Raw genomic sequence first — 15,179 nt, forward strand, 5'->3', positions numbered from 1 at the left:
AAAAAGTGCAAAGTTCTGATAAGTATTGAAACCAGTACTAAGTAGTTAAATGCCCAATCCAAAATTCGCAGCAAACTAAGAATTCTGACGTTTAAAATAATCCTAAAAACATCTAGAATCAGACAATGACTGCCTTAGCAAGGACTTCTCTACTTTTAAGGGAAACTCAACCACACGCTATATGAACTGATCTTTCTAATACATCCTAAAATCCTTTTTTTGGGTTATGCTGTATAAAGTTCATCAATGGCTATTGACATTGACTCAAGCTTGATTTAAATTCGATTATTTGCCAATTAACATTAATTGAAAACACTATTTTCTAATCAGCTATATTTTGACAGCATCAAGCGTTACTGAAGTACGATACTTCTATCGACTTACCGTACATTCGTAGCATTATCTTTGCATAGAGCTTGGTACAATGCAAGACCTAGTACTTTTTCATCTTTAGAAAGTGCAAATTAGCAAGGTTTCTGTCGATGAAACCAGAAATGAACACTTCAAAGTCGCAAAAAGGCGAGTAATTGACACAAAACTTGTATTCTTCACGACAGCTATTGTTGCAAAAAAAGTGTCATGATGATTGGCATTGTGCGTAAAAACTCAATCTTGTGGGCAGTTATTGTTTATGAATCGTTAATCTATACTGGCGTTTTAAATAATTTCCTGTAAAATGCTGACTATAAACTACGGTAATTCGATCGACCTGCCGTAGGATATATACTTGTACCCTGTCTGACACAAATGCAAATTCTCTGGTTTATTCCTACTGGATCTCATGACGGACGCTATTTAGGCACAGATATTGGCTCTCGTGTTGCCACACCTGATTATTTGCAGCAAATTGCCCAAGCTGTGGATAGTTTAGGCTACACAGGCGCATTGTTACCTACAGGGAGTTCTTGTGAGGACGCTTGGATAACCGCCGCCGCTTTTATATCTGTCACCAAGCAGATGAAGTTTCTCGTGGCAATTCGTCCAGGAATTACTTCCCCAGGTGCGGCTGCACGGATGGCAGCAACATTTGATCGGATTTCTAAAGGAAGATTGTTAATTAATGTAGTGACGGGTGGAGATCCGGTGCAGCTGGCTGGGGATGGTTTGCATCTTAGTCATGACGATCGCTATGATTTAACCGATGAATTTCTCAGAGTTTGGCGGGGTATTGTCAGTGGGGAAACAGTCGATTTTAAAGGAAGCTACCTCGATATCAAAGGTGGTAAACTCCTATTCCCACCAGTTCAAAAACCCTATCCACCTTTGTGGTTTGGTGGCTCATCTGCTGCCGCCAAGCGGGTTGCTGCTAAACATATAGATGTTTACCTGACTTGGGGTGAACCTCCACAACAAGTAGCCCAAAAGATTGCCGAAGTTCGGCGACTAGCGGCTGAACAAGGTAGAACAGTTCGTTTTGGGATTCGCTTGCATGTAATTGTGCGAGAAACCGAGTCAGCTGCTTGGGATGCAGCCAATGAGCTAATTAAGTATGTGGATGAGGATGCGATCGCAAAAGCTCAGAAAGACTTAGCTCAATCTGATTCTGAAGGACAGCGGCGCATGAGTCAACTACATAGCGGTAGCCGAGAAACCTTAGAGATTAGCCCCAACCTTTGGACAGGAATTGGATTGGTGCGGGGTGGTGCTGGTACGGCCTTAGTCGGAGATCCTGACACTGTTGCCGCTAGGATGCTGGAATATCGCAATTTGGGGATAGAAACATTCGTTTTTTCTGGATATCCCCATTTAGAAGAAGCGTATCGCACTGCTGAATTATTATTTCCCCGCCTACCTTTGCAAAGTGAACCTGCACCTTTAACACCACCAGTCTTGAGTTCTGTTGGCGAAATTGTCGCCAATGAAAAATTTGCGAAACAACTCACAAGTGCTTCATGACCTAATAATTAGTAATTTGTAATTAAAGAGTAAATTACTAATTTTGTTGGTGATGCTTCTAGATTCATCCTTTGGAACAATCTAAAATCCCAAATTCCATGACTATTACCTTTAAAAGCACCAAAAGCAAAAACAAGATATCCCTGAGCGAGGTGTTAGACAACCCGCAAATCGAGAAAATAGTTCCTTGGATTGTGCCTGTTACCATATTAATTCTTTGGGAACTTGCTTCTAGAACTGGTCTACTTTCAACCAGGATTTTACCAGCCCCTAGTGGTGTAATCGCTACAGCAATTAAACTTGGCTCAACTGGAGAACTTTTCCAACATATAGGAATTAGTGCTGGGCGGGCGATATCTGGTTTTATAGTTGGTGGCAGTATTGGGTTCGGTTTGGGATTGCTCAATGGCTTTTCCCGTGTAGCAGAAAAGTTATTGGATAGTTCCTTACAAATGCTCCGTACTATCCCTAATTTGGCATTAATTCCGCTAGTGATTCTCTGGTTTGGTATTGGCGATCAAGCTAGATTATTTCTAGTATCTATGGGGGTATTTTTCCCGATATATCTCAATACATTTCATGGTATCCGTAGTGTTGACCCTGGACTGATTGAAATGGGAAAAGTCTATGGATTAAAAACACCACAACTTCTGTGGCAAATTATTTTTCCAGGAGCTTTGTCTTCGATTCTCGTTGGTGTTCGTTTTTCGTTGGGGATTATGTGGCTAACACTAATTGTGGCAGAAACGATCGCAGCAGATTCCGGTCTTGGTTATATGGCAATGAATGCCCGTGAGTTTATGCAAACCGATGTTGTAGTTTTGAGTATTGTAATCTATGCGCTGCTGGGTAAATTAGCAGATGCTGTTGCCAGAGGATTAGAAACAAAATTCTTGGCTTGGAATCCCAATTATCAAAAGTCATAAATGCTAAGTTCACCAAAATCATAGGTTGAAAAATCATGATTTTAAATGTGGGTTCCTTTTTTCAACATCTCATCAAATAATTAAATTCTAATTGTTCTCAAAAGGAGGTTTTGCAAGTGAGTTCAAATGTACAGGGTACACAACTAAGTATTTTGGATTTGACGAAATCTTTTGGCAAGAAAACTGTTTTAAACTCCCTTAATTTAGAAGTTGAAGCAGGTGAGTTTGTCGCTATTGTCGGACGAAGTGGTTGTGGTAAAAGTACCTTATTGCGTCTTGTGTCAGGATTAGATAGAGCAACTTCAGGTGGAATATTACTTGATGGAGAACCACTACATAGACTCAGCCGCTTTGTAACAGTGATGTTTCAAGATCCCCGCTTGCTACCGTGGAAGCGCGTTATTCAGAACGTGGGGTTGGGCTTAGAAGGTAATTGGCGTGAAAAAGCTTTGTGGGTACTCAATAAAGTCGGACTTAAAGATAGAGCTGATGAGTGGCCTTATGTTTTGTCTGGAGGACAACGGCAACGGGTATCATTGGCCAGAGCGTTAGCCAGTCAGCCCCGTTTGTTGTTGCTAGATGAACCTTTGGGAGCATTGGATGCTCTAACTCGCCAAGAAATGCAGCATTTGATTGAAAACTTGTGGCAAGAGCGAAGATTTACTGCGTTTTTGGTTACTCACGATGTGGAAGAGGCTGTGGCGTTGGCAGACCGAGTGATAGTGATCGATCAAGGAAAGATTTCTATGGATTTACCTGTGAAACTTTCACGCCCGCGAGATCGAAGTAGCGAAGTGTTTATCAATATCCGAGAAGCTGTTTTAGAACGAGTAATGAGCAATGAAAATACTCAAGTAAACAACCAGTTATTACAGCTTAGTAGTTGAAATTTAAGCTTTTAGTAGTCAATCAATATTCAACTTGAGGTAGCTGCGGTAAATAGGCTACTTCGAGATTAAAACTTGCTATAGCAAAAAATTATTTATAGCAATCCGATTTGATTTCTGAATTAATCGTAGGGACTGGGGACTGGGAAGAAGGAATAAAGGTGTACCTAGCCTCGCAAAAATCAAATATGAGTCCTATATGAACACTCAAAATACCTCCCAACTCTCCTCTTTGCTAGTCTGGGTAATTTTTTCTATATTTACGAGCTAGATAAACTAAAATATAATCTATATCGCTTTATTGAAAATTAAATAATACACAAGTATCTCTTACTTATATTTAATTTAATGATTGTCAAAAAATTAACAAAGGCTCATGCAGAAGATTATAGACAGATCAGATTAGAAGCTTTAGAGAAAAATCCAGATTCATTTGGCACAACATATCAAGAAGAAGTAATTAAAACTATAGAACAATTTCGGGATAGAATTCCAGTAGATAACAACAATTTTATTTTGGGATGTTTTGAGGATAAACATTTAATTGGAATAGTCGCATTCAACCAAGAATCCAGAATAAAACTCCGGCATAAAGCACATATTAGTAGCATGTATGTTAAACAAGAATATCGGGAAAAAGGTATAGGTAAACTCTTATTGAAAAAATTAATTGAAAGAGCGAAAGCTATTAAGGAAGTAGAAATTTTATTACTTGATATTGTTAAAAGCAATTTTTTAGCAAAACAACTTTATTTATCATTGGGCTTTCAAATATATGGTACACAGAAAATGGCGTATAAATTTAATACCCAATATTTTGATCTAGAGTTTATGTATTTACAGATTAAAGAATAAACTTTGAAATCTTACTAAATATCATCATAATGTGTGCCAAGTAAAAATGGCACTTAGTTTTTTGTCAAGCAGAAGCAATTTACAGATATAGCCTTGTAAATAAAGAAGAGGTAATCTACAATGAAGCTCATTTTGCCGCTCGATTTGGTTGCTGACATTGAGCCACATCTACCACCCAATACACAGATTGTACGAGTAGATGTTGAAGGAAATCTAGATGGGGATGCTAGCGATGCCGAAGTTTATTTCAGTTGGTTTTTATCGAGAAGTCCGACACTACATAAAATACTAGAATCAGCACCGGCATTGCGTTGGCATCACGCACCAAATGCAGGGGTGAATCACATCCTGACACCAACTTATTTGCAAAGAGATATTATCCTCACTAATGGGGCTGGAGTACATGGAATTCCGATCGCAGAATTTGTAATCACTTATATACTGGCTCATGCCAAGCATCTACAAGAATTATATGCTTTACAAGCAGAACGTCACTGGAAAAGAGGCTTTGCTATCCAAGAATTAACAGATGCAACCTTGCTAATTATTGGCGCTGGTGGTATTGGTCAAGAAATTGCCGCCCGTGCTAAACCCTTCGGCTTAAAAATTATTGGCAGTCGCCGTCATCCTCATGAACTAGCAAATTTTGATAAAGTAGTAGGTGCTGATGAATGGCGATCGCTCCTGCCAGAGGTAGATTATATAGTTATTGCAACACCTCTAACTCCCGAAACCAAAGAATTTATTGATGAATCTGTATTGCGCTCGCTCCCAAATCATGCCTACCTTATTAATATTGCTCGCGGCGGCGTAATCGATGAATCGGCATTAATAAAAGCGCTCACAGAAGGTTGGATTGCAGGTGCAGCATTAGACACAGTTAACTCAGAACCGTTACCACCAGAAAGCCCTTTGTGGTCACTTCCTAACATCTTTATCACTCCTCATACTTCCGGTCATTCACCCAAGAGTAAACAGCGTTCAATAGCTCTATTTATCGACAATCTAAAGCGTTACCAAGCTGGTCAGCCATTACGAAATGTAGTAGATAAAGAAGCAGGATACTAAACATTGGGTATTGGGCATTGGGCATTGGGCATTGGGCATTGGAAATTGGTAAAGAATTTAACTTTTAATCTTCTGTCTTTCTGCCCTAATACCCAGTCCCTTTGAAAATTCAAAATGAAATGGAAGACTAACAAATGGTGAAACTAATTTTACCCGATCATCTCATTGCAGATATAGAGCCACACCTACCATCTAATATCGATGTAGTAGAGGTGGATAGTGAAGGTAATCTCGATGGTGATGCCAGTGATGCAGAGATTTATGTCAATGGATTTTACCTGAAAACCTCTACTCTTGACAAAGTACTGACAGCAGCACCCGCGCTGCGTTGGCAACAATCACCGAGTGCTGGCGTAAATCACATCCTCACGCCAACTTTTTTGCAAAAGGACATCATCCTCACTAATGGTGCAGGGGTTCATGCAATTCCAATTTCGGAATTTGTACTGGCATTTATGCTCTATCACGCCAAGAATCTGCGGAAATTGCAAACTTTGCAGAATGAGCACACTTGGGTAAGAGGAGTGTTTCTTGAAGAGTTGGCAGACGCAACTTTATTAATTCTCGGCACAGGAAATATCGGTCAAGCGATCGCATCTCGTGCTAAAGCCTTTGGAGTCACAGTTTGGGGTAGTCGCCGCCATCCCGAACCCTTACCGAATTTTGACAAAGTTGTAGGCGCTGATGAGTGGCGATCGCTCCTCCCAGCCGCAGATTATGTAGTGATTGCCACACCATTAACCCCAGAAACTAAAGGCTCGATCGATGAAGCTGCGTTGCGCTCTATGCGTCACTCTGCTTACCTAATTAACATTGCTCGTGGTGCGATCGTGGATGAAGCCGCATTGCTGACTGCACTACGTGAGGGTTGGATTGCGGGTGCTGGATTAGACACTGTTGCAACCGAACCTCTGCCGCCAGAAAGTCCCTTATGGTCGTTACCGAACGCTTTTATCACTCCCCATTGTTCAGCCTTGTCACCACGCCTCAGAGAGCGCATAGCACAACTATTTATCGACAATCTTCAACGCTACCAAAACGGTCAGCCTTTGCGGAATGTTGTAGACAAGCAAGCTGGATACTAAATATTGGTGATTGGGGATTGGGAATTGGGCATTGGGCATTGGGCATTGGGCATTGAGAAGATGAGAGACAAGGTGACTCTAATGAGAACTTGCAACAAGTCTTCCCCCATACCCCATGCCCAATCACTTAACTTTCAACACAGACTTTCCTAAAGATTGGCAAATAACATCATTTTGTGGCGTATGTATACGGCTGCATAAAACGTCACGGTAGTGACGCTCTAAAGGATTTCTTTTTAATAAACCAGGATTGCCAGTTAGTTCTAAGGCAATCTCCACAGCACGAATCGAGTTAGTTGTAGTAAGATATTTAACAGCCTGTGCCTGTAATCCTACGTTAGGCTCATATTCGCTCTTGTCAATATCTTGAGCCAAACTATAAATCAATCTATTATTAGCAAACAGCAGTGCTTCTATCTCACCCACGGCAGTTTGGAAGCGTGGCAGAGTTGCCAGTGGCTCTTGGAGATTAGAAGGCGATCGCTCCCAAAGATATTTAACAAGCCAGTCTCGCGCACTACTAGCAACACCGAGATATAAAGCACTCACTGTCAAACTGCCCCAAGTGGAAATTAGCGGATCGAAAGATGGTGCAACTGATATGGGGTTGATATTTAAAGCATACTCTGAGGGAATTAATACATTCTCTAAAATGAGATCGTGGCTGCCTGTAGCTCTCATCCCCAAGTGATCCCAGGTTTCGACAATTCGCAAACCTGGGAGATCGCGCGGAACCAGAAAATTCCCAACTTGTGGTTCATCTTCAGTTGTCCGTGCCCAAACAACAAAATAGCTGAGGATGGGACTGCCTGTGGTGTATTGCTTATGTCCTGTTAAACGCCAGCCCTCTGTTGTTCGTTCGGCAATTGTCGCTGGCAATCCGCCTCTGGCTGGCGTTCCTAGCTCTGGTTCAACACGGGCAGCATTCAGCAGAGCAATGCCTTCAATTGATTCACGACACAGCCGCTTATACACTTCTGGATGCCAGCGACGGCTACGGGCTGCATGAGCGTGTTGAAGATAGTGCATTGTCAGTACTAATGCGGTCGAAGCATCGCCACGTGCTATCCCTTCAATCACCCGACAGACAGTTGCCAAACCCAAATCCTGGCCGCCGAATTCACGTGGAATGGTGAGGTTGAGTAATCCTGCCTCATGCAAAGCTGTAAAATTCTCGAAGGGAAAGGAAGCATCTCTATCGTGTGCCCCTGCGCGGGTGGCGAAATCTTTGGCCAAAGCCTCAACTTGGTCGAAAATATTGGGGAGAGTTTCTAGACCTTGGGCTACAAAGGTGTTTGGCACTGCTTGCTCCAACTGTGACATAAGTACTCCTTCGTAATTCACTGTACTACTAAATCAGAGATGTTTTTCAATATGGAAGCATCTCAAGTTTGTAGGAATATCAATTTTTCGCACGACGCCAGTCTCCCCTCACCCCCAATCCTCATTGCCCTAACTGTATTACTTCTAATGCTCCCTAATGCCCTGTAAATACTACTTAAAATCGACCGAGATTTAGTAATTTGTGGTTTTTGTAAGTATGACACAAACTCCTTTCATCGAGCAAGCCAAGGGGAAAATTCAGCGATCGCGCCACAACTTAGGAACTGAATTCCTTACCGGTTTAGGACTTACGCAAAATATCTCTCAAACTCTGATTTCTCTGTGTTCTCTGCGCCTCTGCGGTTCGTTATTTCGTAACTTGTGCGTAAGTCCTATGGTCTTTTAAGCTAATTACCATTTAAATTAAATCTTTGCGTTTGGAACTAAGCACAAAGAAACAAGCATTTAAATATTCTCTGTTGAGAGTAATATAAAGATCCCTAGATTACACAGGGATAATTTTCTCATCAAGTAGATTTTCCAATGGATAAATATACAGCAACAGCATTGGCGATCGCAACCAAAGTGATATTGGTTGCTTTTATAGCGGTTCCTCTGCAACTGAGGTATAACTGGACTGGATATATTTTTAACTTTGAGGATGTACCTTATCTGATTAAGAACCGCTATGGATGATTTTCTATATTTTACCAAATCGATGGTGTTACACTTTGTCAGGGCACTGGCTCTATAACCACCATTCAATTTATCCATTTATTACTTGACTCGATCGGATGGTAATCTTAGGTTTTAAAAGACGAATTGGCGATTTATTGTCATTTTTTGAACTATAGACTCATTTAAACATGATGGTTATTTCTCAACTTCTATCAAGCTGTAATATGTATTGCTGCTATACCCTTGATGGAAAAAATGCTAAGATTGCCTTAGTCAACTAGTGTGTGTGCCCGATCACAATATTAATGTGTTTTACCTCACAGCTAATTTAAACAACTTAAATATTACCTTTAAGCAAACAATAGTCGCCGTTATGACTAGCATCATGTTATGCCACCTCGCTATTTAAAGATTTAATGTATAAATGGTTGTTAAATATATTTTTTTTGTTAAATATCATCTATTAGGTGACTTGTCAGAAAATTTACATTAAGAAACTACTAAAATATCTAAATTTAAGAACAGAAAGAGTGTAAGCTAATTATGTAAATATCATGTTTGTATGTAAATATGATGATGTTCGCAAGTCTCTTTTAGTCACTTGCATTTGTTACACTATAGGAGGTATAATACAAACGTTAAATAACTTGCTAGATGCTCCCTAAAAGATACTAAGCAGTGCTGGAAAAAGATCCATTCTGGAATCTCCAAGCAAACTTAAGCAATATTTGTTTAAGTGTAATTTAGCTTAATTGGTAAAATACTACTTAAACAAAATTACGATGTGCTTTTATAGCTTTATAGTTTTTATAGTCTTCTGTTTCTTGTAGCCTACTCAAAATCTTCTTTTGTTCCAGGTTGCACGAGCGGGATGAAGCTATCCCGAAGACTATCCCCTAGACTCGCCAAAGTACTAGGGAATATGCTGGGAGCTAATTGCACATTGTGTAAATTTCTGATTAACACTACAACGTTAGTCAGACTTGTAGTTGTGTTTTTTTTGCTGTCAGGCTTTGTTCACACAACTGCTAATGAATTACGTTTTCACATAATTTACGAATCAATGCAATTTCTAACTACAATTATGTCACACCATTTAAGTCAAGACAAGGCTGTTAAAAAGTTAGGAATGTTTGAAAACATTCTTTTAAAAATTCTTCCGAGTCAGGTGTTGTTCAAGAGCATGAAATAACTTTCAGCCATAACATTGTCCTGAACTAAAAAAAACTTCGGTTTGTGATTGAGGAATGAAATACTTTGCATAGCTCTTGCTGCATACAGCAAATTAGATTGCGAAAATAATTCCTCTTAACGATCGCTTACAACCACTGCTGATTGCAAAAATGAGCAATCCATATTTGTGCAGAGGCTGTCAATGCAGTTAGTCGCTTTTGAAGCTAAATGTCGTTAAACAAAGCTCTAGCTCGATATTCTAGCATTTACACTAGTTATTGCCACATCAATAACTCGCTGCAACAACTTCTTGTAGATTGCCCACTCAATAAAAATACCTTGTATGTAAAAGATAGATGCTTTGCTAGCATACTGTTTCTTTCTCAACTCTACTTTAATAAAGCTGAGAGTTTCCTCGGTGAAAATACGGGATTAAATAATATTTTTAATGAAGTTTTGAATTGGATTCCGACTGATAAGTAAATTTTTTTTGTGGAGATGAAAAAATGCCATCAGTGCTTTCTGAGCAACATCTGGGTGAAAGAATTTTGTACACCTTAGATACAAAACTCTCAGAAAAAGAATTAGAGGACTTCTTGGCAGAAATGGAGATTGTGGAGCCACCATCAGCAAAGCAATTCTGGGAATCTGCACAGGCGAATCCTGGTATATATATTATTCTTACAGGTAAAGTCCGACTATTAGATAGCTCTGAGAATTTAATTACTACCTTTGGTGCATGGTCTGTTTTTGGTGAATTGACCTTGTTTCCCGAAGCTAACTTTAGTCCTTATGTAGTTAGAGCTTCGACAAGCTTGAAACTTGGCTATTTCAGTCAAGAAGCATTGCAAAGGTTGATAGACAAGTATCCTAACATTCGCGATCGCTTATTTGCCCGTGCAGAACTTTGGGATTTGTTGTTGTTATGTCGCCAAGTATCACAATTCCCCCGCCATACATCACAAGTTTCAGGAATGCTCAAAGCCTTATCTTTGTTTGAGCGACACCAGTTAGAAACTGGCTCTGTCAGTCCACAAATATCCCAAGATTCACAGTTGTGGCTATTGTACAAAGGTCAACTGCGGCATTCTGAAGGCGATTTTTTGACACCAGGTACAATCTTTGCTCAACCAAAACAAGGAGATTGGCAAACAACGCAACCAACGATTGCTTACATTCTGAAAAACGACCAAATGCAAACAGCACTAGAATACTTCCCGGAGTTAGGGGAGTGGTCTTTTGGCATGAGTGTCAGCGAAACGGAATTGGAGACTGAGGACGCAACGATCGGCTCAGTGCGTCGCAGGGGATTAGGTACTAGAGAAAAAACTTCCCAATCTCCAAAATCTAAAATTATTCCTTTTCCCCAAAGAGAGAAGCCGTCACAACAACAGCCAACAAAAAAATCACGTTTTTACTTTCCCAGTCCGAAAGTACAAATGGGACATTGGTGGAAGCGGATTACCAAAAGCTATCCCTTCTATGCCCAACAAAGTGCAGCTGATTGTGGTTCTGCTTGCTTGGTGATGATTGGTAACTATTGGGGCAAACATTTTAGTATCAATCGCCTACGGGATATGACCAATGTCACTCGCAACGGTGCATCCCTAAAAGCGATGGCAGCAACAGCAGAATACCTGGGTTTTGCCACCCGTCCAGTAAAAGCTACTCTTGATAAATTAGCAGAACAGCCTTTACCTGCAATTGCTCACTGGGAAGGTAAACACTTTATTGTTGTCTATGAAATCACTCCTAAGCGGGTGATTGTATGTGACCCGGCTCTTGGTCAACGCAGTTTGACAAAAGCTGAATTTCAAGCAGGTTGGACTGGTTATGCATTGTTACTACAACCGACAGCTCTACTAAAAAGTGCTAAAGACGAAAGTAGAAGCTTCTGGAAATTTTTTGAGCTAGTCAAACCTCACTATCGAACACTGGTAGAAATTTTCATAGCTTCGATAGTAATTCAATTATTTGGGTTAGTAACGCCAGTATTTACCCAGTTGTTGCTCGACAGAGTACTTGTGCAACGCAGTGTTCCAACCTTAAACGCCATTGGTTTGGGAATGATTGTTTTTGGGTTGTTTGGTGTTGCTGTCAACGGTGTACGGCAATATCTCTTATTTCACACTGCTAACCGCATTAGTATCGCCTTACTCGTAGGCTTTATCAAACATACCTTCCGTTTACCCCTTGCTTATTTCGAGTCGCGTTTCGTTGGGGATATAATCTCGCGCATCCAAGAAAACCAGAAAATTCAGCACTTCCTTACTGGTCAGACACTCTCGATTGTGTTGGATATGCTGACATTAGTGGTTTATCTGGCTTTGATGTTCTCCTATAGCTGGCGGATGGCATTATTCGTGCTGTGTACTGTACCGCCATTTTTTATCTTGGCGCTGGCCAGCACAAGTATTTTGCGCCGCATCTCCAGAGATATTTTTAATGCAGCTACCAAAGAACAAAGCTATCTCATAGAATCCCTAAGCGGAATTCGTACTGTCCGCTCATTAGCAATTGAACAGACAGTGCGTTGGCGTTGGGAGGAACTGCTAAATGATTTAATCAAAAAAGACTTTAATGCTCAAATAATTGACAATCGCTTGCAGATTATCAGTGGCGTCATCCACACCTTTGTAAATACTTCATTGCTGTGGTATGGAGCAACCCAGGTAATTAATAACGAACTAACTATTGGACAATTAGTTGCTTTCAATATGTTGGTGGGTAACGTCTTGAGTCCTTTCCAACGGCTAGCTTTGCTGTGGAATGAATTACAGGAAATCGTGATTTCTACCGAACGGATTAATGATGTATTGGAGGCGGAACCAGAAGAAGACTTAGCAATTAAACCCCGCAAATCGTTGGGTAAACTTCGCGGTAACATTTGTTTTCAAAATGTTACTTTTCGTTATCACTCAGAAAGCGACACTAACGTATTAGAAAATCTCAACTTTGAAATTCAGCCAGAACAGATGGTTGCAGTCGTAGGGCGCAGTGGTTCTGGAAAAACAACTCTCAGTAAATTAATTTTAGGTTTATACCCACCGACAGATGGCAAAATACTCATTGATGGTAACGATATCACCAGTGTATCTATGCGATCGCTCCGTTCCCAAATCGGCGTTGTAGACCAAGATACTTTCCTGTTTGGTGGGACTGTTCGTGAAAACATTGCGATCGCTAATCCAAATGCTTCTTCAGAAGAAATTAGCCAAGCAGCAAAATATGCTGGAGCGGATGAATTTATTCAAAAACTACCCCTGGATTACGAATCCGAAATTGGTGAAAGCGGTGGTATGCTTTCTGGTGGACAGCGCCAACGCCTAGCTATTGCTCGTGCTTTGCTTGGAAATCCCCGGTTATTACTGTTTGATGAAGCCACTAGTCACCTAGATTCAGAATCAGAACGAATTATTCAAAACAACCTCAAAACAATTCTTAAAGGACGCACAAGTGTAATTATTGCCCACCGCCTCTCTACAGTCCGCAACGCGGACTTAATCCTGGTTTTAGATCAAGGTATTTTGGTAGAAAGCGGTACCCACGACGAATTAATCGCTAAAAAAGGTCATTATTACTACCTGAATCAACAACAGATGTCTCAAGTTAGTTGATGGGGCATTGGGCAGTCTTTTTCTTCTTTACGAGACTCTACACGAACAATTTTGAATTTTGAATTTTGAATTGATTTCTCCCTCACTCCCCATCTACTGTTATCGGAAATAAAACCATGCCACATCCCAACAGATCGTCCCCACTTCCCCCAGATGAGCAAGATGAATATCAAAGTTACAAACAGCAAGAGGAATCGGTATTTGACGAGCAAATAGAGGCAGAAAATGAAAGTCAAGATTTGTACTACGGTACAGAAAAACTACTCGATGCCTTACCTCGAATTTGGACTCGTGGTTTGTTATATACGCTCATCGGCTTTGCTGGTCTATTTTTGCCTTGGGCAACTCTTTCAAAAGTCGATGAAACTGGTAGCGCCAGAGGGCGTATAGAACCTAAAGGCGCAACTCAAAAACTAGACGCTCAAGCTGGTGGAAGTGTCAAAGCAGTTACGGTTAAAGAAGGAGATACAGTTAAAGCCGGCCAGGTTTTACTAGAACTGGATTCTGAGTTGCTGCAAACGGAACTGCAACAAGTCCAGAGCAAATTGCAAGGGCTACAAAATCGGCAATCCCAACTGGAAATGCTGAAAAATCAACTCTTAATGTCAACGAGTCTTTTAGAACAACAAAATAAATCCCAAGAATTAGAAAAATTGGCTCAACTCAACCAGGTGCAGCAAAACTTGGATGCCAAACTGAGTAGCTATAACCTCCAAAAGTTAGAAAAAGAATCATCAGTTAAACAAGCACAGCAGCAAATTTCCACCAGTCGCGACGATCAAGAATCGACTAAAAAACTTTTGGGTATAGATTCTAAGCAAGTTGAAACTTATAGCCAACTCGTTCACGATGGTGCAGTGTCTACAGCCCAAGTCGATCAACTCAAAAAACAAGAGGAAGAAAGCAAACGACTTTATAAAAAGTCTCTATCAGATATTAAACAAGCCGAATTGCGTTTAGCCCAAGAGCTAAATAATTATCAGGTAACTATCAAAACCTTAGAATCTGATATCAAACAAGCAAAACTCCGACTGCAAGAAGAACAAAGTAGTTATAAAAGTGCCACGCAAGCCGGACAACTAGCTGTAATGAAAAATCAGGAGCAGCTAAAAGATTTACAAGCACAAATAACAGCAACGCAATCAGAAATCGCTCAGACAAAAAGCCAGCTTCTATCTACAAGATTGCAAATTCAGCAGCGCGTAGTGCGATCGCCGCTTAATGGGGTGATTTTTGAATTACCCACAACTAAACCAGGAGCAGTGGTACAAGTCGGTCAAAGGATTGCCCAAATTGCACCCGCAACAACAGACTTCGTACTCAGAGCCAATATGCCTAATCAGGATAGCGGTTTCTTGAAGGTAGGAATGCCAGTAAAAGTCAAGTTTGATGCCTATCCCTTCCAAGAGTATGGCATCGTGCCAGGAAAAGTTACTTGGATCTCGCCTGACTCAAAAGTTAGCCAAACACCCCAAGGCAACATCGAAACCTATGAATTAGAAATCACCTTAGACCAGCAGTATGTCCAAAATGGCAACAAACGTATTCCATTAGGTGCCGGTCAGACAGCAAATGCTGAAGTGATCATTCGTCAACGCCGAGTAATTGACTTTGTTCTAGATCCGTTCAAAAAACTGAAAAAGGGCGGTTTGGAGATGTAGTTAAAGATAT

11 protein-coding genes are annotated in these 15,179 nt (G+C 40.6%); 10 read left to right on the forward strand and 1 reads right to left on the reverse strand.

Annotated features, from left to right (window positions below; genetic code table 11):
* Nucleotides 1–747: 747 nt before the first annotated feature.
* The 6 genes from ssuD (at nucleotide 748) to RMY64_RS01020 (ending at nucleotide 6,717) form a co-directional block, all read left to right on the forward strand.
* Complete coding sequence (ssuD, locus tag RMY64_RS00995) at nucleotides 748–1,896, forward strand: FMNH2-dependent alkanesulfonate monooxygenase (protein ID WP_322699051.1); 1,149 nt, start codon at nucleotides 748–750, stop codon at nucleotides 1,894–1,896.
* Nucleotides 1,897–1,994: 98 nt separating this feature from the next.
* A complete protein-coding gene (gene ssuC / locus RMY64_RS01000; protein ID WP_322669992.1) occupies nucleotides 1,995–2,822 on the forward strand; it encodes an aliphatic sulfonate ABC transporter permease SsuC in 828 nt (275 codons plus the stop codon).
* A gap of 116 nt (nucleotides 2,823–2,938) precedes the next feature.
* Complete coding sequence (locus tag RMY64_RS01005; protein ID WP_322669993.1) at nucleotides 2,939–3,709, forward strand: ATP-binding cassette domain-containing protein; 771 nt, start codon at nucleotides 2,939–2,941, stop codon at nucleotides 3,707–3,709.
* A 348-nt stretch (nucleotides 3,710–4,057) separates the two neighbouring features.
* Nucleotides 4,058–4,564, forward strand: a complete 507-nt coding sequence (locus RMY64_RS01010) for a GNAT family N-acetyltransferase (protein WP_322669994.1) — start codon at nucleotides 4,058–4,060, stop codon at nucleotides 4,562–4,564.
* Nucleotides 4,565–4,684: 120 nt separating this feature from the next.
* Nucleotides 4,685–5,632, forward strand: a complete 948-nt coding sequence (locus tag RMY64_RS01015) for a D-2-hydroxyacid dehydrogenase (RefSeq protein ID WP_322669995.1) — start codon at nucleotides 4,685–4,687, stop codon at nucleotides 5,630–5,632.
* Between the two features lie 134 nt (nucleotides 5,633–5,766).
* Nucleotides 5,767–6,717, forward strand: coding sequence for a D-2-hydroxyacid dehydrogenase (locus RMY64_RS01020; RefSeq protein ID WP_322669996.1), 951 nt, complete (start codon nucleotides 5,767–5,769; stop codon nucleotides 6,715–6,717).
* Nucleotides 6,718–6,840: 123 nt separating this feature from the next.
* On the opposite strand, the gene RMY64_RS01025 is transcribed toward RMY64_RS01020, so the two are convergent.
* Nucleotides 6,841–8,040, reverse strand: coding sequence for an acyl-CoA dehydrogenase family protein (locus tag RMY64_RS01025; RefSeq protein WP_322699052.1), 1,200 nt, complete (start codon nucleotides 8,038–8,040; stop codon nucleotides 6,841–6,843).
* A 217-nt stretch (nucleotides 8,041–8,257) separates the two neighbouring features.
* Between RMY64_RS01025 and RMY64_RS01030 the strand changes: the two genes are divergently transcribed.
* The 4 genes from RMY64_RS01030 to RMY64_RS01045 all read left to right on the forward strand — a co-directional run bounded on the left by RMY64_RS01030 (nucleotide 8,258) and on the right by RMY64_RS01045 (nucleotide 15,169).
* Nucleotides 8,258–8,446: a hypothetical protein gene (locus tag RMY64_RS01030; RefSeq protein ID WP_322699053.1), complete on the forward strand. Its 189-nt coding sequence runs from the start codon at nucleotides 8,258–8,260 to the stop codon at nucleotides 8,444–8,446.
* A 137-nt stretch (nucleotides 8,447–8,583) separates the two neighbouring features.
* Nucleotides 8,584–8,736 carry a hypothetical protein gene (locus RMY64_RS01035; protein WP_322669999.1) on the forward strand — a complete coding sequence of 51 codons (153 nt, stop codon included), beginning with the start codon at nucleotides 8,584–8,586 and terminating at the stop codon, nucleotides 8,734–8,736.
* A 1,661-nt stretch (nucleotides 8,737–10,397) separates the two neighbouring features.
* A complete protein-coding gene (locus RMY64_RS01040; RefSeq protein ID WP_322699054.1) occupies nucleotides 10,398–13,508 on the forward strand; it encodes a peptidase domain-containing ABC transporter in 3,111 nt (1,036 codons plus the stop codon).
* A 116-nt stretch (nucleotides 13,509–13,624) separates the two neighbouring features.
* Complete coding sequence (locus RMY64_RS01045; RefSeq protein ID WP_322699055.1) at nucleotides 13,625–15,169, forward strand: HlyD family efflux transporter periplasmic adaptor subunit; 1,545 nt, start codon at nucleotides 13,625–13,627, stop codon at nucleotides 15,167–15,169.
* Nucleotides 15,170–15,179: the final 10 nt, after the last annotated feature.

Source organism: Nostoc sp. DedQUE08 (genome assembly GCF_034530895.1).
Classification (GTDB): domain Bacteria; phylum Cyanobacteriota; class Cyanobacteriia; order Cyanobacteriales; family Nostocaceae; genus Nostoc.